We start from the raw sequence: 25,053 nt of genomic DNA on the forward strand, positions 1-25,053 counted from the left end.
TCCGCTCCCACGCCTGCGCAGGAACCACGCATGAACATCGGCCTCTTCATCATCGGCGACGAGATCCTGTCCGGGAAGCGCCAGGACAAGCACCTGTCCAAGGTGATCGAGCTGCTGGGCGCGCGCGGGCTGTCGCTCGCCTGGGCCAAATACCTCGGCGACGACCGCGAGCACCTGATCCGCGAATACCGCGCCGCCTTCGACGGCGGCGACCTGTTCTTCAGCTGCGGCGGCATCGGCGCGACGCCGGACGACCACACGCGGCAGGCCGCGGCCGCGGCGCTGGGGCGTCCGCTCGCGCTGCACCCCGAGGCGGCCGACCTGATCTGGCAGCGCGTCCAGCAGATGGCCGCGGAGCAGGGCACGACGCCCGAGCGCGACCACCCCGACACCTTGCGCCGCATGGAGATGGGCGTGTTCCCGCAGCGGGCCGCGATCATCCCGAACCCGTACAACAAGATCCCCGGCTTCTCGGTCGGCCGCGCGTACTTCGTGCCGGGTTTTCCGGTGATGGCGCATCCGATGATCGAGTGGGTCCTCGACCACCTGCACGCCGACCTGCACCGCGAGGTCGGCACGCGCGAGCGCTCGCTGATCGTGCAGGGCGCGATGGAAGCCAGCCTCACGCCGCTGATGGAGCGGGTCGAGGCCGACTTCCCCGGCATCAAGGTCTTCTCGCTGCCCAGCGTCGACCACCCGCAGTGGGGTCGGCACATCGAACTGGGCGTCAAGGGCGACGCCGCCGCGATGGACGCCGCCTACGCCGCCCTGCGCGCGGGCGTCGTCCAGTTTGGTGCCTCCATCAGCACTGAATTGGTGCGATGATGCACCGCTTCGGGCATCCCGCCCGGACGAGCCGCGCGGGGTCTGGCAGCGCCGCTCTCTGATCCTCCGACGTCGCCCCCGTCTGGCGCGTTGGGCATCAAGGGCTTGCGCGTCATGCACCGCTCTGGCGCCTGACTGTCACGCTGCCGCCATCTGTTGGCATGCAAACTGCTAAATCGTCCGCGCTGGGCCGTTGCCCCACGACTCTTTCTTTCTCATCCAGCCCCCTCTAGGAGTGATTGATGGCCACCAAGACCGTCGCCGACGTGATGAACCTGGTCAAGGAGCACGAAGTCAAGTTCGTTGACTTCCGCTTCACCGACACGCGCGGCAAGGAGCAGCACGTGACCGTGCCCGTCTCCCATTTCGACGAAGACAAGTTCAAGGAAGGCCACGCCTTCGACGGTTCCTCGATCGCCGGCTGGAAGGGCATCGAAGCCTCCGACATGCTGCTGATGCCGGATCCGAACACGGCCAACATCGATCCGTTCTTCGAAGAGCCGACGCTGATCCTGAGCTGCGACGTCATCGACCCGACCGACGGCAAGGCCTATGAGCGCGATCCGCGCTCGCTGGCGCGTCGCGCCGAGGCCTACCTGAAGTCCTCCGGCCTGGGCGACACCGCCTACTTCGGTCCGGAACCCGAGTTCTTCATCTTCGACAGCGTGCGCTGGAACGTCGACATGTCCGGCTCCTTCGTCAAGATCGACGCGGAAGAGGCGGCCTGGAACACCGGCAAGGAATACGAGCACGGCAACAGCGGCTACCGTCCCACCGTCAAGGGCGGCTACTTCCCCGTGCCCCCGGTCGACAGCGGCCAGGACATGCGCTCGGAGATGTGCCTGATCCTGGAGCAGATGGGCATCCCCGTCGAAGTCCACCACCATGAAGTGGCGAACGCCGGCCAGATGGAGATCGGCACCAAGTTCAGCTCGCTGGTCCAGCGGGCCGACTGGCTGCAGCTGCAGAAGTACATCATCCAGAACGTCGCGCACGCCTACGGCAAGACCGCCACGTTCATGCCGAAGCCGATCGTCGGCGACAACGGCTCGGGCATGCACGTGCACCAGTCGGTCTGGAAGGACGGCAAGAACCTGTTCGCCGGTGACGGCTACGCCGGCCTGAGCGACTTCGCGCTGTACTACATCGGCGGCATCATCAAGCACGCCCGCGCGCTGAACGCCATCACCAACCCGGGCACCAACTCGTACAAGCGCCTGGTCCCCGGCTTCGAAGCCCCGGTGAAGCTGGCCTACTCGGCCAAGAACCGCTCGGCCTCGATCCGCATCCCGTACGTGGCGAACCCCAAGGGCCGTCGCATCGAGGCGCGTTTCCCGGACCCCTCGGCCAACCCGTACCTGGCTTTCGCGGCCCTGCTGATGGCCGGTCTGGACGGCGTGGAAAACAAGATCCATCCGGGCGAAGCCGCCACGAAGGACCTGTACCACCTGCCGCCGGAAGAAGACGCGAAGATCCCCACCGTCTGCCATTCGCTGGACCAGGCGCTGGACTACCTGGACAAGGACCGCGCGTTCCTGACCAAGGGCGGCGTGTTCACCGACAGCTTCATCGATGCCTACATCGAGCTGAAGATGCAGGAAGTCCAACGCTTCCGCATGACCACCCACCCGGTCGAGTTCGACATGTACTACTCGCTGTGATCGTCCGCGCGGAGAGCGCCATGACCGCTTCGGCACGGCACGCTCCGCACGTTCGAGATCTCGCACAGGGACGGCATGCGCCGTCCCTTTTCTTTTGCCTGTCCTGGAGCGCCGTGTCGGACCTTCCACACTCGAACACCTGGCAACAGCGCGTGAGCGCACGCATTCGTCCGGGGGTGACCGATTGCGTCACAATGCCCGACGACTCTGGTCAGTGGGAAGCAGGGAATGCGGATGACGCTGCAGCACAAGCGGGTGGGACCTTCATGGTTGGCGACGATGCTGACCGCCATGCTGGGCATGGCGGCCGGGCAGGCGTCGGCGCAGGGCGTGGTGTATCGCTGCCCCGGTCCGCCGGTGCTCTACACCGACGCGATGACCGCCAAGGAAGCCGCCGACAAGGGATGCCGCAGCATCGAGGGCACGCCGATCTCCGTGATCGCGCCAATCAAGCCGCGCGCGCCGGCGACCGCCTCGCCCGTCCCGGGAGGCCAGGGTGACCTCAAGGTCGATGGCAAGGACCAGCGGGTCCGCGACGACGACCGTCGCCGCATCCTCGAGCAGGAACTGCGCGACGCGGAAGGCAAGCTCGCCAAGGTCCAGCAGGAATACAACAACGGCCAGCCCGAGCGCCGTGGCGACGAACGCAACTACCAGAAGTACATCGACCGCACGACCGAGCTCAAGGCGTCCGTGTCGCGCCAGGAAGCCGACGTCCAGGCAATCAAGCGCGAACTCGCCAAGCTGCCGCCGCCCAACCCCTGATCGAGGGCCGGCGGGCCGGGCCGCCGGGGTGTCGCGTGTCGATCGAGACGTGAGCGACACCGCATGAAGACACCCGCCCCTGTTCCCCCCCACGATGCGCACAACGCGCAGAACGCGCAGAACGCCCAGTACGCCTGCTTCGACCTGCTGGCGACCCTGGTCGCCGTGGTCCGCGCCGACGGCACCTGCGAGTTCGCCAACACCGCCGTCGAGACCCTGTTCAACCTGCCGCGCCGGGCGGTGCAGGGCAGCAACCTGCTCGAATGGTTCATCGACACCGGCCGCGTGGTCGAGGCGCTCGAGGAAGTGAGCCGCAACGCGTTCTCGAGCTCGCGCTTCGATGCGACCATCCGCCGCGGCCCCCGCACGCATGACGACCTGCTGCCGGTGCACGTGATCGTCAGCCAGACCGACGATCCGCAACGGCTGGTGATCGAGCTCATCGAGAACGCGCAGCAGACGCGCCAGGACCGCGAGGAGCGCAACCTCGACCAGGTCCATGCGACCAAGGAACTGACGCGCAACCTCGCGCACGAGATCAAGAACCCGCTGGGCGGTATCCGCGGCGCGGCGCAGCTGCTGGCGCTGGAGCTGCAGCCGACCGATCTGTGGGAGGAACTCGAGGAGTACACCGAGGTCATCATCCACGAGGCCGACCGGTTGCAGTCGCTGGTGGACCGGCTGCTGGCGCCGCACCGGCGCGCGCAGGTGGTGGGCGACGTCAACATCCACGAGGTCTGCGAGCGGGTGCGCACGCTGGTGCTGGCGCAGTACCCGCGCGGGCTGACGATGATCCGCGACTACGACATCTCGCTGCCCGACTTCCGCGGCGACCGCGAGCAGCTGATCCAGGCGGTGCTCAACATCGTCCAGAACGCGGCGCAGGCGCTGCACGAACGCATCCACGCCGGCGACGCCTTCATCGCGCTGCGCACGCGCGTGGCCCGCCAGGTGACCATCGGCAAGCAGCGCTGGCGCTTGGCATTGGAATTGCATATCGAAGACAACGGCCCGGGCGTGCCCGAAGAGATCAAGGACCGCATCTTCTTTCCGCTGGTATCAGGGAGGGATGGCGGTTCCGGTCTCGGGCTGACGCTGGCGCAGACGATCGCCCAACAGCACCAGGGGATGATCGATTGCGACAGCCAGCCGGGTCGGACCGATTTCCGAATCACCCTGCCTTTGCCCTGAGCCGCGGCCACAAGCCGACAACGGGGGAAAGGGGAGCCATAGATGAAGTCGATCTGGATTGTTGACGACGACCATTCCATCCGTTTCGTTCTCGAGAAGGCGTTGACGCGCGAGGGGCTGCCGGTGCGCAGCTTCAGCCAGACCCGCGAGGTGCTGGCCGCGCTGGAGGAAGACACGCCGCAGGTGCTGGTGTCGGACATCCGCATGCCGGGCGGCTCGGGCCTGGAGCTGCTGAGCACGATCAAGAAGCAGCTGCCGGGGCTGCCGGTGATCATCATGACGGCCTACTCGGACCTGGACAGCGCGGTGAGCGCGTTCCAGGGCGGGGCCTTCGAATACCTGCCCAAGCCCTTCGACCTGCCGCGCGCGGTGGAGCTGATCCGGCGCGCGCAGGAGGAGAGCCAGCGCGAGGCCGTCGGCGAGGCCGAGCAGGTGCAGATGCCCGAGATGCTGGGCCAGGCGCCGGCGATGCAGGACGTGTTCCGCGCGATCGGGCGGCTCAGCCAGAGCCACGTGACGGTGCTGATCACCGGCGAGTCGGGGTCGGGCAAGGAGCTGGTGGCGCGGGCGCTGCACAAGCACAGCCCGCGCGCGGAGGGGCCGTTCGTCGCGATCAACACGGCGGCGATCCCGAAGGACCTGCTGGAGTCGGAGCTGTTCGGCCATGAGCGCGGCGCGTTCACCGGCGCGCAGGCGACGCGGCGCGGCCGCTTCGAGCAGGCCGAGGGCGGCACGCTGTTCCTCGACGAGATCGGCGACATGCCGCTGGACCTGCAGACGCGCCTGCTGCGCGTGCTGTCGGACGGCCAGTTCTATCGCGTCGGCGGTCACAGCCCGCAGAAGGCGAACGTGCGGGTGGTCGCGGCGACGCACCAGAACCTCGAGACGCTGGTCAAGGAAGGCCGCTTCCGCGAGGACCTGTTCCATCGCCTGAACGTGATCCGCCTGCGCCTGCCGCCGCTGCGCGAGCGTCGCGAGGACGTGCCGCTGCTGGCGCGCTACTTCCTGCAGCGCAGCGCGGGCGAGCTCGGCGTCGAACCCAAGCGGCTGGCGGAGGCGGCGCTGCAGCGTCTGGTGAACTTCGATTTCCCGGGCAACGTGCGGCAGCTGGAGAACATCTGCCACTGGCTGAGCGTGATGGCGCCGAGCCTGGTGGTCGAGGCCAAGGACCTGCCGCAGGAGTTGCTCGCGACGCCGGGGGCGCATGGGTCGGCGATCTCCGCGACGATGTCGTCCGAGGTCATGCCGCTGGCGAGCGGATTGACGAGTTCCGCGTCGGTGACCTCGATGCCGCTGCCGGCGGTGCCGATTCCGCCGTCGCCCGACGCCTGGGTGGCCGAGATGGCGCGCGAGGCCAGACGCCTGCTCGCGGCCGGCGAGCCCAACGTCTGGGACGTGCTCACGCGCCGCTTCGAAGCCAGCCTGATCCTCACCGCGCTGGACCTCACGCGCGGTCGCCGCATCGAAGCCGCGCAGAAGCTCGGCATCGGTCGCAACACGATCACGCGGAAGATCCAGGAGCTCAACCTCGACGCCTAGGTGTCGTTGCGCTCAAGCGCAACGATGAGATCGGAACGGCGGCCTGACGGCCGCCGTTTTCTTTGCACGTCCGCAGCGAACAGCGGCTCACACGCGTTCGCCCGCAAGCGGGCACTGCCAGTCAGTATTACCACCTTCGCTGGCGTCTGTGGAGGCTCCTCCAAACCGCGTGTCTCAATCGATCTCTGTCTGGCGGCGAGGCTCTCAGATAAGAGCCTCGCTTAGGCGCTGTTTGCAATATGTCCAGTCGAGGCGTTCCTGTTCTAGCCGCACCGATCGACCCCAAGTTCCCTCCAAGAGATCTCGGTAGACCGCCGCCTCACCGTCGGAGAGGTTTGCGACGTCCGCACTAAATGTTTGCGCGGGTTCAAGTGTCGAGCGATCCAGGAACGCCTTCAGCGTGTCCTCGTCCATGAGTGTTGACTTGACGTTGCCGAAGACCTTGCGTGCCCGTGCGAGGATGCTGAAGCCGTGTGTGTCGATGTCGCCCCAGTAGACGACAGGTACATCCTTCATCCAAGGCATGGTGCTGGCGAGAGATACCGCATTTCCCAGCCCGACGAATGCAACGGTCCCAGGGAAATCCGGAAGACAGTAAGCGGTCTCCAGGTTCTCTACGACGAGAGCCTGCCTTGGCGCGAGGTCAAGTTCGCGCACTTGCTCGAGCGGGGCCTGAAAATCTCTCAGGCCCCCAACTGCTCTTCTGAGTTCCGACGCCAGCAACAGTACTCGCAGCGGGGAGGGCGGTCTCAACAAACCGCACCGGTCGAAGAAATCCAAGTCCGAGGGCGGCGCGTCATCCACGATTGAGCGCTCTTGCCCGCGAAGCCTGCGCAGCACGTCGGAGACGACGCCACGCCGTTGAAGGTCTATCCACTTGGTGTCGATGCCTCGGACCGGGATCTGGCGGAGGTACATCCCAGAGCGGGGATTGCTATCGAACCACTTCAGGAGCGCCACCAGCCTTTGAAAATCGTCGTCATGCCAGACTGCCAGGGTCTCGAAGTGCGTACCCATGCCCGACTCTGCTATCGCGGGCCAATGCGACAGCAACTCGCTTCTGCGCGCGACGGCACGCCCCCATGAGACTGCCTCTCCGATGCACAGGGCTACGGCCGCTGGTGAGGCGAAGGTGATGCGGTTCGGCAGTGTTTGAACGCCCAACCTTGACCACTTAAACGTTTCCGTAGAGACGGACACGTCCGCGGATGGTGGGGCCCATTGAGCCCAGGCGTGGCACCAGGCTCGCACTTCGCTAGGCGCCTGCAGGGCGGCTTGCTCGCTCGGGCGCTCCAAGGACAGCGAAAGCGGCCAATCACCAGCCCCATCCAGCCAACGGCGCTTCTGGTTGGTGTACCGCTGTCGCGCCCAGGCCAGAACGTTTTCAGGCGTGCGCATCGCTGGATGGCTCCCCGCCGACAGGCGTGTAGTCGATGCGCTGTGTCTCGTCGTCATACGGCAGCACGCAAACCTTGGATCGCTTGCGGTCCTCAATGTGCACAAAGGCGGCTCCGCCCACATACGGCTCGATCGTCATGACGGACTTGATGGGCGTGGCGATGATGAGCTGGAAACCGAACATCTTGAAGGTCTTCATGGCGGCTTCGGTGAAGTCCGCGTCCGCTTTGTCGAAAGCCTCGTCAAGGAAAACGGTGCAGAAGGTGGGGCGCAGTCGGCCCGGGCCGCCAAGCTGGTAGCGCAAGGCAGCAGCCAAGCAGGTGGCGGTGAGTTTCTGACGCTGGCCGCCGGATTTGCCGGCGCCGCTGCGGTACACCTCGACTTCGCTGCCGTCGTCATCCCGAAGTTCGCGAGCGATGAACTCGACATGCAGGCGCACGTCAAGCGCGAGGGTCTTCCACTGCAGATCCTTGGGCTGCTGGCTGGCGAGCCGGTTGATCAACTCCTTGAGCTTCTGGAAGCGCTTCTCGGCCTCTTGGTCGTCAACGCTCAGCGTGTTGGCAAGGGCGGCACGCAGGTCAGCCTTGAACTCTTTGGCCTCAAGCGGTGTCTTGTCCTCTGGATCGATATAGAGGTAGGTGCCGGGGTTGAACTCAGCGTTGCGAAGGCTCTTGTTTACCGCATCCATCTTCTCTGCGATGTCGCGGCGCTCCTGGTCGATCTGGCTCGCGAGCAGGGCAATGTGCTGGTTGCTCTGTTCGTTCAGCAGCTGCTTGAACTTCTTCTCGACCCTGGGCAGGTCGTCGACTTGAAGCCGCGTAAGCTTGGCGTCGTACTCGTTGAAGCTGACCATCTTCGGATCCAGACCACCGGACTCCGCGGGCCAGCCTCGGTTGTAGTCCGCGAACGCGTCCTCAATCTTGCGCACCAGCTCTGAGACCTTACCCTCGAGGGCGTGCACCTCGGTCCCGAGGCGGCGCTCAATCAACTTCATGTCGTCCGAGAGGGTTTCGAGGGTCGGAACTCGGCTTGCCGCTGACAGCCTCTCGGTGAGTCCGGTGCGCTGCGTCGGCGTCGGCGCCACGTAGGCCTTCGTAGCGCGATCGGCGATCTCTTCTTCACGAGCGGTGATGCGTCTCTGGGTGTTCTTGACGTCTGCCGCTTGCTCTGTGAGCGCCTTCTCAGCAGCCTTGTGGCGGGTCGTCGCGACGGCAATCCGGGCATCGACAGCCTTCAGGTTGGGGCTGCTTTCTCGAAGTTGCGTAGCCTGATGCTCCAAGTCTTTCGCGCGCTGGGCAGGCGTGGCGGAGTCAATGTCGGACCATCGCTGATCGGCGATGGTCTGGAAGTACATGACCCGTCTGAGCTGGTCGCGCCCCTGCTTGTCCAGCTTGTCGATTTGCAGGGTGACCTTCTCGAGCTGCTTGTCGAGCCGACCGGCATCGTCCAGAAGAAGGTTGGCCTTCGCCTTGGTGTCTGTTCCCAGAACCCAGTGCCGACTGTCGTCAACGCGCGTTCGATCGTCCTTTTCATGGCGACGGCCTCCGGCCTTGATCTGACCTTTCTTGGTCACGCCGCTGGCACGGGCGCGCAGCTCCTCAGAGGTTTCCAAACACTCAAGGTCATAGCGTTGCCTCAGCTCGCTGTTGACCCACTGACGGAAGGGGCCATCGGAGACGACGATCTTCTGAACCACCGAGTTCGCCTTCGGCGCCTGTGCCGGTGCAGACTGAGGCAGCGTCCGGATATAGACAAGGCGCCCCTTGAGAAATGTCCGGTCCACGTAGCTGGAGACCGCTTGGTAGTGCCCTTCGTCGACCAGCATGGTCAGCGCAAATCCACGAAGGACACGCTCGATGGCGCCCTGCCATTCCTTTTCCGACGCCTTGACCTCGATAAGCTCGCCGGCGAACGGCAAGGCGCTCTCGGGCACCTTTAGCTCATGAGCCATCTGCTGACGGATGTCAGTGAGGTGCGATGGAATGTTTGAGCTGTCGAGGCGGGCGAGGTTTGTCAGTTCAACTTGAACAAGCCGGAGCGCTCGCGCGGTGTCCTCTTTCTCCACGATCAGCTTGTTTTTCAGCTCGTCAGTCGAGGTGTCGCCGTTTGCGGCCTTCTCCAGCTCGGCCTGCGCGCTGTCGACCAGTTCGGCATGTCGGGTGGCAGAGTCGGGGAGGGTGAGACCCAGCGCCATACACGCAGCCTTCACCTTCACGCGCTTTTGCTCCCTGTCATCGGCTTCGAGCAACGCCTTGGCTCGCTCCTCCTCCAGGCGTTCAAGTTGCTCGCCGCCCATGCCGCGACGCTGTTCCTGCAGTCGGTCCAGGTCTGCTCGAGCATCGTCTTTCGCCTGCTCCTTGATGACCAGGTCCTGGGACTGACCCTCTAGCAGAGTTTGGTTGGCACGAAGGTCTTGCATCAGCAGCTCGCCCTTGCGTTCCTGCTGGAAGTTGTCGATGCCGAACTTAACTTCCTCGATTTCGTTGCACTGCAACTTGATCTTCTGGCGCTCAATATCGGCTTCTCTTGCCGGCAAGAGCGTCTGGATCTGCTGACCTGCAGACACCACCTCATTGTGGGCACCATCAAGCTTGCTGAACTGGTCTACCAGGTCAGTTGCCATCGCTCGAGTACGAGGCTCGTCGAGCATGAAATCTCTGAGGAATTCGGTCAATCCACCCAGGTTCTTGGCGGACTGCGTCTTGTGCAACAGCTTCAGCGCATGTTTGGTGTCGATGCCCAACTGTGAGCGAAAGCGCTCTTGGTACTCGCTGAACTCATCAGTGTCGTAGACCCCGCGCAGGTCTGACTTGAAGCGCCTCGCGTTGAACTGACTCTCGGGGAAGAACTTCAGCTCGCCGAGGTCGAGATCGCGGTCGATCACCAGGTAGCGCTTGCCGACGTCCTTCAGTGCGCTCGATGTTGTGCGGATCCAGTAGACATGGGCCAACGTGATGGTCCGGCCTTCACCGTTGCGGTATGTCTCGGCGATGGCTGACCAGGTTGGTCCCTTGCGCAGCTGCTGGTCGGCGATCTCGCCCGTGCCGCCGGTTTGCTCGCCCCAAACACCTCGAACGTAGGTGGCGAGGTTGCGGTCCTGACGGCTTTCGGAGTCACGTGCGGCGACGTTGAAATGAACCCAATTCGGTGGGGTCAACAGGGACGCATGGGAGTCAAAGATCGTTGACTTCCCAGAACCCGATGGGCCGATGAACAACATGCCCTTGGGGGAAACATCGACGGTCAGGTGGCCGTTGAACGTTCCCCAGTTGAAGCTTTGGATCTTGACGAGCTTGAACTGTTCCAACTCCTCCCGCTTCAGTTTTTCAAGATGAGCGGCGTCGTTCGGATGAACATGCGCGGCGTTCTGCCGCGGCAAGTTGGTGTCAAGTTCTGGATCCAACAACATCTTCAGTCCTCGCTGTCCAGGATGTCGGCCTCGGGCTCTTCGCCCTCTGCGATGCCTTTGGCAACTGCCCGAGCCAGAGACATGTCACGGATAGGCGAGGGCGCCTTCAACGACTCGTAGGCTGTGGCAAGCATTTGGATATCTTCAGCGCTGAAGAGGAGCTTCAGCGTGGGGGAGATCTCGAACCGCCCGTCGCTTCCCCGGATCGGCCTGATCAGGTTCAACGCTTTGACCTTCTCGATGGCGCCCACGCATTGCTTGTCGAACCGAACACCGTCGTTGTTCTGCGCCTTCTCGAAGACGGAAAGGTGGTCCGTCATCTCCTGCAGCGAGACCACGGCGCGCTCGTTTGCGGAGTCCGCCTCTGTCAGCCTTTGACGCAGATATAGAACGAGCGTGGAGTCGATGAAGGTCAGTTGCTGGCGTCTAAGAAGGATGGGAATGCTTTCGCCGTCATCGCTGGGGACCTGGCGGATGAAGGCGACCTTCTGCTCCGGGTCGACCACAAGGTCGAGAAAGATGTCATGAAGCCGGGACTGCAAGATCTTCCGGTCGCGAACAAGGACAGACCAGAGCGAAGGCTGTCGCTGTCCGTCAACACTGGGTCCGCTGAGCAAGGCAACCAGGCACCGGCGAGTCTCCGCACGCAGTTCTCCGGTGTCTCCGGCAAACATAGCGTCCTCTGTGCCGGTGCTTAGTGGGTCCAGCGCGATGTCATCGGTTGGCTCCGGCGGCTGTCTGTCCTGAGTGACCGACTTCGGGAACGGACCTTCCGGGACGAAGTTCTTCATCAAGAAGCGCGGAATTTCCTGGTGATGGATTGGGGCGGCCGCCCCGTCAGTCTGTGAGCTCATGCAAGCGCTCCCGGGTGAAATAAAAGAGCGGAGCAGTCGCGCGCCGCCACGTTTCGTCGTGCCCCTGCCATCGGATGATCTCGCGGCCCTCGGCCGGTTCTGCGTGGCGAACGGCCAGGTGCAAGTAGCCAACAACGGTGCCCAGACCTTGCTCTGCAGGGAAGCGCGCCAAGATCTCGCCGATGCTCACGTGCTCGACTTCGGCGAGTGCGGCCCGCACGTTGCGACGCAGCGAGCGCATGTCGATCTCAGAGCGCTGAACCAGTTCCTGGATGTCTTCAAGGCGGACGGTGCTGGTCTCAGCCGCGGCCATGGAGGTGTCGGCTGTGCGTACGATCGGGTCAAGGAGCTGCCACTGGGACGCCGAGCGGATGGCAGCGCTAGTTCGGAAAAGGTGAAAGTCGAGTCGCTTGTTGAGCTTGATGGTCTCCGCTACTGCCAGCGCAACCTGCTGGGTCGACTTCAGCAGCTTGGAGATCCGCCGCTGTTCGGCGAACTCCCGGCTGCGGACGAAGGTCTGAAGCCCGGAGGCGAAGCTAGCCTGCACGCTGTGAACCGCGGCGGCTTGGTCGACCAGGCGAGATTTCAGATGCGCGAGGAAGCGGCGCTCGTCGATGCCAAGGTTGCTTGCAAAGGGGCGGGTCGCCACTTGAAGGAGCGCTTCTTCGAACCTTGCAGAGGCGATTGGATCAATCAGCAGCGCCCAGAAAGCTTCAAAGACTTTGCCAGCATCGGTCTGCTTGATGACGTCGATGCCGTCAAAGATGTTCGCCAGAACCTCACCGCGGGCGCCATCGTTCTCAACCAGGCCCTTGCGTAGCTGCAGGTTGATCTCTGCGAACTTCTCGCGCACCTTATGGAAGTCGCCAAGTAGCTCTTCCCCCTGAGAAATTATCTCCTTCGCCCGCTCGGTGGCGCGCTCGGGGGGCAAGGTGGTGAACCTTCCCTGTTTGACCGCCTCGATCTGCTCGTCAAGTCGCTCGCGGTCGGCGTAGAGGGCCGCTAGCCGAGTCTCTGGGTTCTGGTCCGTCGCTTCGGCAAGTGACTGCAGCAAGTGCAGCACCGACGTCAGGCGGCTTTCCGTCGCGAACGACTTGGGGCGGTTCAGCCTGATCAGGTAGCGCAGGGTATCGGCCGCGTCTGCCGTCAGCTCGTACTGTTCCTCCGTCGACCCTTCCGGAAAGTCGCGGCGCAGCCAACCCTGTCCAAGCCAGTCAATGACATAGGCCTGGGGCGTCTGTGGCATCTCGACGCCGATGCTTTGAAGCAGGTCCAGCTGGCGAGCAAGGCGCTCATGCAGCGCGGATGCGGGCAGCTTACGGTCCGGTCCATCAAGCAACAGGCAGTACAGGCATGCGGCGACGGAAGGCGCGCTATGCGCTGCAAGGAGCTTCCAGTTCGGCTGCTCCCTCAGAGTCTTGAGGTCGTCATACAGGCCCAAAACGCCATAGTTACTCATGGCTGCCGCTCGATGTTGGAGTTAACCGCTCAGGCAGCCAGGGCCGGGTGGCCACAAGCCTGCCGATCTCGATTGGGAATTTTGGGGCGGTGGTGGCTCACCAGGTGAGCTAGCTGCCGCGAATCGCAGGTATTTGCACCCGACGCAGAAATCCCAGGGCTGGCATGGGCATGCTTCTTCCTCCCTCTACTTTTATGCTGTCAACTTAGCACGGCACCGGGCAGCGAGGGGCTGGGCCTTTTACTGACTGTGGCACTAGCGCTGACGATCCAGCCACACGCCCAGCCCCTGCGCATTGAGTTCCACATCCATCGCCAGCAGCGCGGCCACGCGTGTCGGCGGCATGCGGTCGCCGCAATGCGCGATGGCACGGCGCTGGTACAGCGCGAGCAACTCGCGCTTCAGTGCCACGTGGCGATCGGGCTCGTGCTTCAGCCGCAGCGCGATGGCTGCCATCTCGTCGATCTGCTCGACCAGCAGCGCCGCGAGGCGCTCGACGTCCGCCGCGTCACGACCGACGGCGCTGTAATGCGTCAGGTACATCCGCGACGGCCGCGTCGCCATCATCCGGGCGATGGAAGCGCGCAGCGCATCCGGCTCGAACTGCACCGGCGTGCTCGTCGGCATGATCCACGCACCGCGCTGCGGATCGTCGAACTCCCGGTACGACAAGCCGAAGGTGTCGCCGGTGAACCAGCCGCCGCTCGTCTCGTCCCACACGCAGTGGTGATGGCGCGCATGCCCCGGCGTGTCGATCAGCCGCAGCGGGCGCGCGCCCACGGTGATGCGCTGCTCATCGCTGCTCGCCTGCGCACGCGATTCCGGCACGCCCACCAGCTCGCCGTACGAGCGGCGCATCTCCGCCTCGCCGTAGACCGCGAGCGCACCGGCCCACAGCGCCGACGGATCCACCATGTGCCGCAGTCCGCGCGGATGCACCAGCAACGTCGCCGACGGCAGCGCCGCCATCAGCGGACCGACGCCGCCGGCATGGTCCAGGTGCACATGCGTCGGGATCACCCAGTCCACCGCGTCTCGCGGCACGCCGAGTGCCTCCAGCGCACCGAGCAGCCGCGGCAGCGCCAGCCGCGTCCCCGTGTCGATGAAGGCCGCGCGCCCGTCGTCGACGACCAGGAAGGCCGCGTCGAAGTGATCCCGCTGGAAGGCCGTGTCGATGGTGAAGACGCCGGGCGCCAGCGCTTCCAGGAAGGCCGGCAGCGATGTCGGGGCCGGGGGCAGGGCGGGGGTGGCGCTCACAGGCAGTCTCCGTCTCGGGTTCTTAGAATGACGCAACCGTACAAGGAAACTGCCATGGCCGTTCGAGAAATCCTGAAGATGGGCGACCCGCGCCTGTTGCGCCACGCCAAGCCGGTGGAGGACTTCGACACGCCGGAGTTGAAGCAGCTGCTCGAGGACATGTTCGACACGATGACGGCCGCCAACGGCGCCGGCCTGGCCGCGCCGCAGATCGGCGTGGACCTGCAGGTCGTCGTGTTCGGTTTCCAGCGCAACGAGCGCTACCCCGACGCGCCGCCGGTGCCGATGACGGTGCTGATCAATCCGACCATCGAGCCGCTGTCCGACGAGACCGAGGAGGGCTGGGAAGGCTGCCTCTCGGTGCCCGGCCTGCGCGGCGTCGTGCCGCGGCTGAGCCGCATCCGTTATCGCGGCTTCGACGCCTTCGGCGGCCTGATCGATCGCGAGGCCGAGGGCTTCCACGCCCGCGTCGTGCAGCACGAGTGCGATCACCTGGTCGGGACGCTGTATCCGATGCGGATCAAGGACTTCAGCCGCTTCGGCTTCACCGAGATCCTGTTTCCGGGCCTGGACCCGAACGCCGACGATTGAGGATCCCGGGCGCGCCGGGTGCCGGAGCAAAGGAGGCGACCCCAGGAGAGGACCAACCTGCGCTCGGACGTACGCTCGGCCCTACGCTCCGACATACGCTGCGACATACGCCGTCCGCTTGACCTTCAAGCAACAGGGCGTCAAGTTGTAAGCAGGCGTGCACCAGGGCGTCGCCGAAGCGTTAAGAAACGATCGCGGAGTTCCGCGTCCCGCATTCCTCCGGATTCCGGTGGAGGCTCAAGGCCATGACTGACTCGATGACCCGTTCGCAGAATCGTCCGCTGGACCGCTCGTTCCCGCCCTCGCCGGAGGCCGCCACGGTCGCGGCGTCGGCGCGTTCCCAGGACCGGGGCGCGCTGTCGCGCTGTTGGACGGTCACCTCGCTGGTGCTGGTCGCGCTGGTCGTGCTGCTGGCCCACGGTCCGGCGCGGGCGGACGCACCGTCGCGCGCGGGACGGCTGGCGGACCTGACCGGCGCCATCTGGCTGTACGACGCCGAAGAGCGCGAATGGGTGCAGATGCACCGCAACCAGAGCGTCGGCGAGGGCGATCGCTTGCGCGCCGATGACGGCAGCGGCGCGACGGTCACGATCGGCTCGTCGACGCTGTGGATCGAACAGCGGAGCGAGATCGAATTCAACGCCCTGGCCGACAACCGCATCGCGGTGCAGATCGTGAAGGGCGCGGTGGGCTTGCGGGTGCGCGGTCAGGAGTCGGCCGACGAATGGACGGTGCGGACGCTGGAAGGCCGCTTCGGTTTCGAGCGCGAGGGCCTGTACCGCGTGGCGCAGCTGGATCGCGGCAGCGAGGCGCAGGCCTGGCAAGGCAAGCTGCGCTTCGATTCGCGCGCGACCGATGCGCAGCCGGTGTGGCTGGGCACGAACGAGCAGGCCGAGTTCTGGTGGGACAACGGTCCGCGCACGGAGCGCCAGCCGCTGCAGCAGGACGGCTTCGCGAGGTTGATCCTGGAGGACAGCCGCGACGCCGTGCAGCCGATGGTCGGCAGCGGCACGAGCGTGCCCTACGTGTCGCCGGAGATGACCGGCGCCGAGGACCTGGCGCGTTACGGCGCCTGGGAGCAGAGTTCCGATTACGGCGCCGTGTGGGTGCCGCAGGTGGTCGTCGCCGACTGGGCGCCGTACCGCTATGGCCGCTGGATGTGGAGCGCGCGCTGGGGCTACACCTGGGTGGACGACATGCCCTGGGGTTTCGCTCCCTTCCATTACGGCCGGTGGGCCTACTACCGCGAGCGTTGGTGCTGGGTGCCGGGGCCGTATGTCCGTCGTCCCGCGTATGCGCCGGCGCTGGTCGGCGGCGTGGGACCGGGGATCTCGGTCGGCGTGGGCGTCGTCGTCGGCGGCGGCCGCCGTCCGCCGCCGCCGCGCTACGGCAGCTGGGTGCCCCTGGCACCGCGCGAAGCCTGGACCCCGGGCTTCCGCTACAGCCAGGCCTACTGGCGCCGCGTGAATCCGGATGCGAATCCGGCCACGGTGGTGCGGCCGGGGCAGCATCCGCCGGCTTACCGGAACGAGCGCGACCATGGCGCGCTGTACACGCAGCGGCCGGTGTCGACGCCGCTGCCGGCGACCGCGCTGCAGCCGCAGCGGTCGTGGCCGCCGCGTCCGATCGGGCAGGCCGACGGTCGTCCGGATGGTCGCAACGACGGACGGGCCTTCGTGGACCGCAATCACGATGGCCGGCCGGATGGTCCCAATGATGGTCGCGCTGACGGTCGCAATGACGGCCGCAACGCGGGCCGGAACGACGGACGCAACGATGGGCGCAATGAAGGTCGCCCCTTCATGGACCGCAACGGCGACGGCCGTCCGGACGCGCCGAATGAAACGCGCCCCGGCGAGAGCCGCCCGGTTCGCGGCGTGATCAGACCCGAGCCCGACAACGCGACGGTCCGGCCGCAGGTGCCGCAAGGGCAGCAGGGCCCGCCCACGCCGTCGCCGCAGCGCACTCCCGACGTGCAACGCCCGTCGGAGCGTCGCGACGGTGATCGCAACGAATGGCGCCATCGTGGCCCCGACCGCGTGGAGCAGCCGCGCGTCGAACAGCCTCGGGTTGAACAACCGCGGGTGGAGCAGCCTCGCTTCGAGCAACCCCGAGGAGAGCAGCCCCGTTTCGAGCGTCCGCAGCAGCCGCAACCGCAACCGCAACCGCGGCTCGAGCCGCCCCGCGCCGAGCAGCCTCGCGTTGAGGCGCCGCGTCCGATGCCGACGCCGCAGCCGCGCGTCGAGGCACCTCGCCCGGCGCCGGCGCCGCGTGCGGAACCGCCTCGTGCCGCCGAGCCTCCGCGAGCGGCGGACCCGCCGCGCCGCAGCGACGGCCCCGGCCGTCAGATGGAGCGCTGAACGAAAGTCGAGGGGCACGAGCCCCTCGGGCGCAGGCCTACCTGCCGCCGGCCGCGCAGCGCCTGATCGCGCTGCTGGGTTGACGCGGCAGGGCCCGATCAATCGATCCTGTACGACACGCCGGTGACGAACAGCGTGTCGTTCTTCTTCAGGCCGTCGCCGGGGTTGCTGTCGTAGCGATGCTGGATGGTGGCGGTGAGGCTGAAGCGCTGGGTCATCGCAACCGAGATCCCACCATCGAAGGTGGCGCGGAACTCGCCGCTGTTGCGCAGGTCGGGCAGATAGGCCAGGCGCTGCTTGAGCGTCGTGTTGTCCGAGATCTTGTGATTTGATTCCTCGGCGAACAGCAGTTCGGTGTTGCTGTACTTGCTGCGCAGGACGCCGTCCTGCAGCGCCGGGGCGACGTAGCGCTCCTGCGTGAAGCCCACACCGGTGGACACGTCCCAGGTGACGTTGTCCTGCTTGATGACGTGATAACCGGCACCGGCGCCGACGGAGTAGCGGGACGACAGGTTCGCGGGTTCATCCTTGAGCGCATCGAACTGGCCGAAGCCGAACACCCGCTCGGTGACGTCGCGCTGATACCGCGTGCCGAAAGCGTAGCGCTGCTCGGCGTCCACGTCGTCGTTCTTCACATAGAGCGCACGGCCGTTGAAGGTCAGCTTGTCGATCTTCGTGGCCTTCACGACATCGCCGCTGAGGTTGATCGTCGTCGAGTCGCTGTTGCCCGACGAGACGCTGGCCCCGGCGGTGAACAGGGCGCGCCATTGACCGTCGTCCTTGACGGTGACCTGGGCGAAAGAGAGCAGGGGTGTGGCGGCCAGGCAGGCGGCGGCGGAGACGGCGAGGAGGCGCGTCGGCGGCATGTCGATTCCTTTGGGGAGAGTGAACATGCGCCCTGTTGGCAAGTCTTGATCCTGTCTGACGGGATCGATGCCGCCATGGCCAACATCTGACGGGATCAGTCGACATCCTCCGACAACGGTCCGGCATGAGCGCCGCAGGGCCGTGCGCGGAGCGCGCGGAGGGTGTATCGGACAGTACGAAGCCGGTCGGCGGCGTCACAGCCAGTGACGGCCCATTCGGCTGCGGAGCCTTCAGGCCGCTTTAGCCGTGGGAGCGCTTGCGGTCAGTGCCCGGTATTGCTTCGTGACCTCATCGACGCCATAGAGGCGCGACAGTCGGCGGAAGGTGAAATGCCCGCGACTCATCTCCTGGAAATGGCTGACGAAGAGATAGTTGATGGAGCCGCCGGCAATGGCGCCGATCACCGGCACGGCCTGCGCCGCGACCTTTTCCGCGACCTGCACCTGGAACCTCGCGGCGATGGCGGCGATCAGTCTGGCCAGGACGGGCGCGGCTTCCTCGGCGACGGCCTGGGCGGCCAGATAATCCGCGGCTTCAGTGATCAGACGCGCCATGCTCGCCCGCACGGCGAGATAGCCCGTTTCGCTCGCATCGTCCGACGGGGAGGGCCCGCCCATCGCGAAGACCTTGAGGCATTCGAGCCTGACCTCGGTCTGCGCGAGGTCCTCGCCGTTGGCGCGGGCCACGTCGGCGATGGCGCGGAAGATGACGCCGGTGGAGATCGGCAGCTCGATGGGCAGGGCCGCCAGGCCGAAGAAGCCGCCCGCCGCGCCGGTCACGGTCGCGAAGACCTTGTGCAGGACCGGCGACTCCTTGTCGTGCTTGTTGGCCAGGGTCGCCACCGCGCCGTCCAGGGTCATCCGGAGCGCCTTCTCGGTCGCGGCGGCAATGGCCGTGCGACCGGCACGCGGCAGTCGCTCGAGCACGAACTCCAAGGGCTTGCCGAGCACATTGGCGACCCGGATGGCGAAGCCGGGATGCTCAAGCAGCTGGTGGGCCTGCTTGAGTTCTTCCAGATGTGCTGCCGTCATCGCCATGCGCGTCTCCCTGTCTGTTGTCGGACGCGCGAGCGAACGGCGCTGCTTGCATCGGCCATGGCGTCGATCAGACCACCGACGGCACCACGGTGCCGACGCACGGGCCGAAGCCGATGGCACGGCGGCCGGGCGCCTCGCAGCGGCCGACCAGCGCGACGCTGTCGCCGTCCTGCAGGAAGGTGCGCTGCTCGCCGTTGGGCAGCGTGATGGCCTGCTTGCCGCCGTTGGTCAGCTCGAGCAAGGAGCCGCCCTGGCCCGCCTCGGACCCGGACATCGTGCCCGACCCGAACAGGTCGCCTGGCTGCAGGTTGCAACCGTTGCTCGCGTGGTGCGTGAGCATCTGCGCGACGGTCCAGTACGCGTCCGCGAAGTCCGACGCCATCAGCTTGGCCGGAGCGTCGCCCGCGTCGCGCATCGCGCGGGTCTGCAGGTGGACCTCCAGACGGATGGCGATGGCGCCGCGATCGCGATTGGACTCGCCGTCCAGATACGGCAGCGGTTGCGGATCGCCGTCGGGGCGCGTGAACGCACGGCGGAATGGTGCCAGCGCTTCCATCGTGATCACCCACGGCGACAACGTCGTCGCGAAGCTCTTCGACAGGAAGGGACCCAGCGGCTGGTACTCCCAGGCCTGGATGTCGCGGGCCGACCAGTCGTTCAGCAGCACGAGTCCGAACAGGTGCCGCTCCGCGTCGCCGATGGCGACCGGATGGCCTTGCTCGTTGCCGATGCCGACGAGGGCGCCGACTTCCAGCTCGTAGTCGAGCCGCTTGATCGGGCCGACGCTCGGCACGTCGGCATCGGGCGCCTTGGTCTGGCCGACAGGGCGGCGGAAGCTCTGGCCGCTGACGCCGATCGACGACACGCGCCCGTGATACCCGATCGGCACCCACTTGTAGTTCGGCAGCAGCGGATTGTCCGGGCGGAACAGCTTGCCCACCGTCGTCGCATGATGGATGCCGGCGTAGAAGTCGGTGTAGTCGCCGATGCGGCAGGGCAGGGTCATCTCGACGCCGGCCATCGGCTTGAGGGCCTGCGCGAGCTGCTGGGTCCGCTCGGGTCCCGCGTCCGCGTTCAGCGCGGCGACGAGCTCATGACGCAGCTGGCGACGCAGATCCGGCCCCATCGCCATCAGCGGGTTGAGGCCGAGGCCTTCGCAGGTGCGCAGCACCGCGCCCAGCCCGTCGGACAAGGCGCCCAGGTCGGCCGCGGCGATCAGGTCCAGCACCTGGTCGCCGATCGCCGTGCCGGGCCGGAACGAGCCGGTCGCGCCCGCGAGTCGGAACATGCCCAGCGGCAGGTTCTGGATCGGGAAGTCGGTGTCCGGCGTGTTCGCGGACGCGACCCAGCTGCGCAGCGCGGGGTCGTGGGTATGGTCGAGGTCGGTCATGGGTAAGCCTTTCGAGTTCTGTGGAGGAGGCGTGCCGTCACGCGGGCTTGAACTTGTCCTTCAGCCCGCCCCAGCAGGCCGCATAGTGGATGTCGAGCGCGCCGCCGTTGAGCGCCCAGTCGGACGGACGGAAGCGCCAGCGGCTCTCGAACATGAAGGCCAGCGTGTGGTCCAGCTTCTGCGGCGTCAGCGTGCGCGTGCTGGCGGCCTCGAAGGCGTCGGCGTCGGGGCCGTGCGGCACCAGGCAGTTGTGCAGGCTCGCGCCGCCGGGGCGGAAGCCCTCGGGCTTGGCATCGTACTGGCCGTAGATCAGGCCCATGAACTCACTCATCACGTTGCGGTGGTACCAGGGAGGACGGAAGGTGTCCTCCTGCACCAGCCAGCGCGGCGGGAAAATCACGAAGTCGCAGTTGGCGGTCCCGGGCGTGTCGCTGGGCGAGGTCAGCACGGTGAAGATCGACGGGTCGGGATGGTCGAAGCTGATCGAGCCGATCGTCATGAAGTCCTTCGTGTCGTACTTCAACGGCGTCAGGTTGCCGTGCCACGCGACGACGTTGAACGGTGTCACCGCCTGCGCATTGCGCCACAACGCGCCGCCGGTCTTGCGGATCACTTCGTACAGCGCGCCGTCGGGCTCATGCGCCGCGACCGGCGCGAGGAAGTCGCGCGGATTCGCCAGGCCGTTGGAGCCGATCGGGCCGAGCTCCGGCAGCCGGAAGGCGGCGCCGTAGTTTTCGCAGACGTAGCCGCGAGCGGCCGCGTCCGGCCCGCCCAACGCCTCGACACGGAAGGTCACGCCGCGCGGGATCAGCGCGATCTCGCCGGGCACGACGTCGAGCAGCCCCATCTCGGTGGTGACGCGCAGACCGCCTTCTTGGGGAACGATCAGCATCTCGCCGTCGGCGTTCATCAGCGCGCGGCGGGTCATCGGGCGGTTGAACGTGTAGATCAACGAGGCCATGCCGACCTGCGCATCGGGATCGCCGTTGCTGACGATGGTCTTGAGGCTGTCGACGAAGTCGACGCCGGGCGCATCCGGCTGGTCCTCGGGCATCGGGAACGGATGCCAGCGCAGCGGGTCCGGCGGCGCTGCGACACCGCCCGCGGCGCCGCTTGTCCAGAACGGCTGCTCGTAGGCGTGGAACGCGCCCGTCACGACCGACGGCTGCCGGCGGTACAACCACGTGCGGCGGTTCTCGACGCGGGGCGCGGTGAAGGCGCTGCCCGACAGCAGCTCCGGATAAAGATCCATCGGCGCGCGCTGCGGGCTGTTGCGGCCCTTGGGCAGCGCGCCGGGAACAGCCTCGGTCTCGAATTGATTGCCGAAGCCGCTCTGGTACTGCAGCGCGCTCGGCGCCGTGCCGGGCGCGTTCGCCGCCTCGGGCGAACGGAGTGTCTCTGGTGCGTTCATGCTTGTCCTCGTCAGGAGGCCTCGCCCGTGGGCGAAGCGTCGATGGAAACGGGTGAAACCGGGATGCCGCGCGCCGCGGCGGAGAGCGCCTCCAGCAGCACGTCCTGTCGCCCGATGTGGTTCGCGAGCAGCAGCACCAGCCGCGCGTTGAAGGCGTGGCTCGCGTCGGCGTCGAGGCCGTGATGCGCGCTCAGCAACGCTTCGTAGAAGTCGTCACCGGCGTCGAAGTGGGGGGCAGTGATCAGAGGCATGCCGCAAGCTCCTCATGGGGAAGGTCGTGGCCCAGCGCTGATCGCATCGCGGCGCGGATCGCCTCCAAAGTCGGCATGTTGCGCCAACGCGCGCAGACGTGCTGGTCGGGGCGGAGCAGCACAACGGATCCCGGGACGGCGTCGTAGCGTTGGCGGACCAGCCCGTGGGCGTCGAGACCGGCGTCGATGTGGAGGGTGAGCAGGAGCTCGGGATCAGACTCCGCGTGGCCAAGCGCGGGCTCTCCACGGGGCATGGGGGATCCCTCCTGGACCCCCAAGCCCCATTCCGGCCCCACCAGCGCTCGTTGACCTCGCCTTCCTGCGACGATGACCTCGTGCTCGTGCTCGTGCGGGAACACCATCAACGTGAATCGGCCCGGCTGCATCTGACGCAGCAACCAGTCGTCGCGGCCGTCGAGGCGGATCGGCGCATCCGCGGCAGGCATGCCGTACTGCACCGTCGGGATCGAGAGCCGTCCGCTGTTGACCAGCCGACGCGCGAAGTCGAAGTCCTTGGCAAGCGTGAGCGTCGCGTCGCGGAACATCCGGCTGATGTCGCTCTTGGGCGTGATGAAGTCGGTCGAGCGTGTGGAGTTCAGGATGTTCTCGTCGGCAGCGATCTCGCGTTCTCGGGCGTAGCTGTCGAGCAGGGCATCGGGCGCACGCCCCTGCACGACGGCTGCCAGCTTCCAGGCGAGGTTGTCCGCGTCCTGGATGCCCGAGTTGGCCCCGCGCGCGCCGAACGGCGATACACCATGCGCCGCGTCGCCCGCGAACACGATGCGCCCGTGCCGGAAGCGAGCCATGCGCATGCAGGCGAAGGTGTAGACGCTGGCCCAGACCAGCTCGATGTCGGGCACGGCGCCGTCGCCGCCCGCGGCGATCGAGGCCTGACGCATCAGCGTGCGCACGCGCGGCAGGATGCGCTCCGGCTGCTTCTCCAACTCGGGATCGGCGTCCCAGCCGAGCTGGAAATCGATGCGCCACACGCCGTCAGGCTGCCGATGCAGGAGCACGCTCTGGCCCGGATGAAAAGGCGGATCGAACCAGAACCAGCGCTCGGCGGGGAAGGGCGCATTCATGCGCACGTCCGCGATGAGGAAGCGGTCCTTGAAGGTGCGGCCGTGACTCTCCTGACCGATCAGCCTGCGCAGCGTCGAACGCGATCCGTCGCAGGCCACGACGTGATCGGCGAGCAGCGTGTACGGCCCCTCGGGCGTCTCGATCTCCAGCGCTACGTGGTCATCGTGCTGCGTCAGCCCGGTGACGCCGTGGTGCCAGCGCAGGTCGACCAACGGCAGTTCCAGCGCACGCTCGACGAGGAAGCCCTCGACGTAGTACTGCTGCAGGTTGACGAAGGCCGGTCGTTGGTGGCCCGGCTCGGCGAGCAGGTTGAACTGATAGACCTGTTCGTCGCGGAAGAACACGCGACCGACGTTCCAGGAGACCCCCTTGTCGACAAGTCGCTGTCCACAGCCCAGGCGATCGAGAATCTCCAGCGTCCGTTTCGCGAAGCACAGCGCGCGCGAGCCGACGGAGAGCCGCCCGTCGTTGTTGAGCAGCACGACGGGCACGCCCTGCAGCGCAAGGTCGATGGCAGCGGTCAGCCCGACCGGCCCCGCGCCGACCACGACCACCGGATGTCGCGCGGGCAGGCCGCGCTCATGCGCATCCTGGTCCGCGCTGCGGCGGTAGGGATAAACGACGCGCTGATAGTCGACGGCGGCATCCATCACGGGCTCCCGGGTCGTGGAGAGCGCTCAGCCTTCGAGCGTCTGCCACATCTCCTGATCGCGCTGCGCCGTCCAGATGCGCGGATCGCGGAACTGTGTGACCTCGTCATAGCAGCGCGTGACGTCGAACGGCATGCAGTGGTCGAAGATGACCCAGTGGCCGTACTTCTGCTTCATGACGGCGTAGGTGTCCTTGTAGACGGCGTTGAGTTCCTTGCCCGCGGCGACGCCAGCCTTCACCGAGTCATGCAAGTCAGCGATGAAGCTGCGCGTCCCCGCCAGTCCCTGCGCCACGGATTCAGGCGTCGTCAGCGCCGCGCCGCGACCCGGCACCAGCGCGCTGGGCTTGAGCGCGGCCAGGTTGTCCAGCGTCTGCGGCCAATCGCCGAAGTACGCATCGCCGGCATACGGCGTGGCGTCGAACTCGACCAGATCGCCGGAGAACAGGATCTTCTGCTCCGGCAGCCACGCGACGGTGTCGCCCTTCGTATGCCCGCGCCCGAGCTGCAGCAACTGCACCTCGAGCTTGCCGAGCCAGATGCTCATCGCGCCCTGGAAGGTGATGGTCGGCCAGGTGAGTCCCGCCGGCACCGATTCGACATTGCGGAACAGCCGCGGGAATCGCCCGATCTCGCTGGCCTTGTCCTGCTCGCCGCGCTCGACGATGAGGTCGTAGGTATCGCGGCTGGCGATGATGTGCTGCGGCTCATACGCCGAGGCGCCCAGCACCCGCACCGCGTGGTAATGGCTCATCACGACGTACTTGATGGGCTTGTCGGTGACCTCGCGGATGCGGCGGATCACGTCCTGCGCCATGACGGGCGTGGCCTGCGTGTCGATCACCATCACCGCGTCGTCGCCGATGATGATCCCGGTGTTGGGGTCGCCCTCGGCGGTGTAGGCGTAGGCGTTGTCGCTGAGCTTGACGAAGGAGACCTGCTTCTCCTCGACGTCGGCGTGGCTGGCGAACTGCTTGGTCATGGCGTGTCCCGGGCGTTGGCTGAGGGGGAAGGCGGGAGCGCCGCGATGGACATCGACGCTCCAGGGAATTCAAC

The 25,053-nt window shown here is 66.3% G+C and carries 19 protein-coding genes; 7 read left to right on the forward strand and 12 right to left on the reverse strand.

The window, feature by feature from the left end; translation table 11 throughout:
- The first annotated feature begins 30 nt into the window (after window positions 1-30).
- The 5 genes from AC07O8_RS11520 (at window position 31) to ntrC (ending at window position 5,981) form a co-directional block, all read left to right on the forward strand.
- On the forward strand, window positions 31-825 hold the full coding sequence (locus AC07O8_RS11520; RefSeq protein ID WP_495048157.1) for a competence/damage-inducible protein A: 795 nt from the start codon (window positions 31-33) through the stop codon (window positions 823-825).
- Window positions 826-1,067: 242 nt separating this feature from the next.
- Window positions 1,068-2,486, forward strand: a complete 1,419-nt coding sequence (gene glnA, locus AC07O8_RS11525; RefSeq protein WP_495048158.1) for a type I glutamate--ammonia ligase — start codon at window positions 1,068-1,070, stop codon at window positions 2,484-2,486.
- A 234-nt stretch (window positions 2,487-2,720) separates the two neighbouring features.
- Window positions 2,721-3,251 carry a hypothetical protein gene (locus AC07O8_RS11530; RefSeq protein WP_495048159.1) on the forward strand — a complete coding sequence of 177 codons (531 nt, stop codon included), beginning with the start codon at window positions 2,721-2,723 and terminating at the stop codon, window positions 3,249-3,251.
- A gap of 63 nt (window positions 3,252-3,314) precedes the next feature.
- Window positions 3,315-4,442, forward strand: a complete 1,128-nt coding sequence (gene glnL, locus AC07O8_RS11535) for a nitrogen regulation protein NR(II) (protein ID WP_495048160.1) — start codon at window positions 3,315-3,317, stop codon at window positions 4,440-4,442.
- 42 nt (window positions 4,443-4,484) lie between these two features.
- Window positions 4,485-5,981 carry a nitrogen regulation protein NR(I) gene (gene ntrC / locus AC07O8_RS11540; protein WP_495048161.1) on the forward strand — a complete coding sequence of 499 codons (1,497 nt, stop codon included), beginning with the start codon at window positions 4,485-4,487 and terminating at the stop codon, window positions 5,979-5,981.
- Between the two features lie 204 nt (window positions 5,982-6,185).
- On the opposite strand, the gene AC07O8_RS11545 is transcribed toward ntrC, so the two are convergent.
- The 5 genes from AC07O8_RS11545 to AC07O8_RS11565 all read right to left on the reverse strand — a co-directional run bounded on the left by AC07O8_RS11545 (window position 6,186) and on the right by AC07O8_RS11565 (window position 14,358).
- Window positions 6,186-7,436: a Wadjet anti-phage system protein JetD domain-containing protein gene (locus AC07O8_RS11545; protein WP_495048162.1), complete on the reverse strand. Its 1,251-nt coding sequence runs from the start codon at window positions 7,434-7,436 to the stop codon at window positions 6,186-6,188.
- Window positions 7,366-10,782 (reverse strand): ATP-binding protein, encoded by a 3,417-nt coding sequence (locus tag AC07O8_RS11550; protein WP_495048163.1) that lies wholly within the window; start codon window positions 10,780-10,782, stop codon window positions 7,366-7,368. Before AC07O8_RS11550 ends, AC07O8_RS11545 begins: the two co-directional genes overlap by 71 nt.
- 8 nt (window positions 10,783-10,790) lie before the next feature.
- Window positions 10,791-11,642, reverse strand: coding sequence for a DUF4194 domain-containing protein (locus AC07O8_RS11555; RefSeq protein ID WP_495048164.1), 852 nt, complete (start codon window positions 11,640-11,642; stop codon window positions 10,791-10,793).
- Complete coding sequence (locus tag AC07O8_RS11560; RefSeq protein WP_495048165.1) at window positions 11,626-13,101, reverse strand: DUF3375 domain-containing protein; 1,476 nt, start codon at window positions 13,099-13,101, stop codon at window positions 11,626-11,628. The genes AC07O8_RS11555 and AC07O8_RS11560 overlap by 17 nt, the downstream gene beginning before the upstream one ends.
- 255 nt (window positions 13,102-13,356) lie before the next feature.
- The gene (locus tag AC07O8_RS11565) at window positions 13,357-14,358 is read right to left on the reverse strand and encodes an MBL fold metallo-hydrolase (protein WP_495048166.1); all 1,002 of its coding nucleotides are present in this window, start codon (window positions 14,356-14,358) and stop codon (window positions 13,357-13,359) included.
- Between the two features lie 54 nt (window positions 14,359-14,412).
- Between AC07O8_RS11565 and def the strand changes: the two genes are divergently transcribed.
- Together def and AC07O8_RS11575 are read left to right on the forward strand one after the other, a co-directional pair.
- Window positions 14,413-14,949: a peptide deformylase gene (gene def, locus AC07O8_RS11570; RefSeq protein ID WP_495048167.1), complete on the forward strand. Its 537-nt coding sequence runs from the start codon at window positions 14,413-14,415 to the stop codon at window positions 14,947-14,949.
- 257 nt (window positions 14,950-15,206) lie between these two features.
- The gene (locus AC07O8_RS11575) at window positions 15,207-17,309 is read left to right on the forward strand and encodes a DUF6600 domain-containing protein (RefSeq protein WP_495048168.1); all 2,103 of its coding nucleotides are present in this window, start codon (window positions 15,207-15,209) and stop codon (window positions 17,307-17,309) included.
- Window positions 17,310-17,407: 98 nt separating this feature from the next.
- Here AC07O8_RS11575 and AC07O8_RS11580 read toward each other — a convergent pair whose 3' ends face one another.
- The 7 genes from AC07O8_RS11580 to AC07O8_RS11610 form a co-directional block, all read right to left on the reverse strand.
- Window positions 17,408-18,175, reverse strand: coding sequence for a DUF481 domain-containing protein (locus AC07O8_RS11580; protein ID WP_495048169.1), 768 nt, complete (start codon window positions 18,173-18,175; stop codon window positions 17,408-17,410).
- Window positions 18,176-18,406: 231 nt separating this feature from the next.
- The gene (locus AC07O8_RS11585; protein ID WP_495048170.1) at window positions 18,407-19,213 is read right to left on the reverse strand and encodes an EcsC family protein; all 807 of its coding nucleotides are present in this window, start codon (window positions 19,211-19,213) and stop codon (window positions 18,407-18,409) included.
- Window positions 19,214-19,280: 67 nt separating this feature from the next.
- The gene (gene fahA, locus AC07O8_RS11590; protein ID WP_495048171.1) at window positions 19,281-20,603 is read right to left on the reverse strand and encodes a fumarylacetoacetase; all 1,323 of its coding nucleotides are present in this window, start codon (window positions 20,601-20,603) and stop codon (window positions 19,281-19,283) included.
- A gap of 37 nt (window positions 20,604-20,640) precedes the next feature.
- Window positions 20,641-22,014: a homogentisate 1,2-dioxygenase gene (hmgA, locus tag AC07O8_RS11595; protein WP_495048172.1), complete on the reverse strand. Its 1,374-nt coding sequence runs from the start codon at window positions 22,012-22,014 to the stop codon at window positions 20,641-20,643.
- 11 nt (window positions 22,015-22,025) lie between these two features.
- A complete protein-coding gene (locus AC07O8_RS11600; RefSeq protein ID WP_495048173.1) occupies window positions 22,026-22,265 on the reverse strand; it encodes a DUF2783 domain-containing protein in 240 nt (79 codons plus the stop codon).
- Window positions 22,256-23,998, reverse strand: coding sequence for an FAD-dependent oxidoreductase (locus AC07O8_RS11605; protein ID WP_495048174.1), 1,743 nt, complete (start codon window positions 23,996-23,998; stop codon window positions 22,256-22,258). Before AC07O8_RS11605 ends, AC07O8_RS11600 begins: the two co-directional genes overlap by 10 nt.
- 27 nt (window positions 23,999-24,025) lie before the next feature.
- Window positions 24,026-24,979, reverse strand: a complete 954-nt coding sequence (locus tag AC07O8_RS11610) for an MBL fold metallo-hydrolase (RefSeq protein WP_495048175.1) — start codon at window positions 24,977-24,979, stop codon at window positions 24,026-24,028.
- Window positions 24,980-25,053 lie beyond the last annotated feature (74 nt).

Source organism: Roseateles sp. GW821-FHT09G09 (assembly GCF_059415965.1).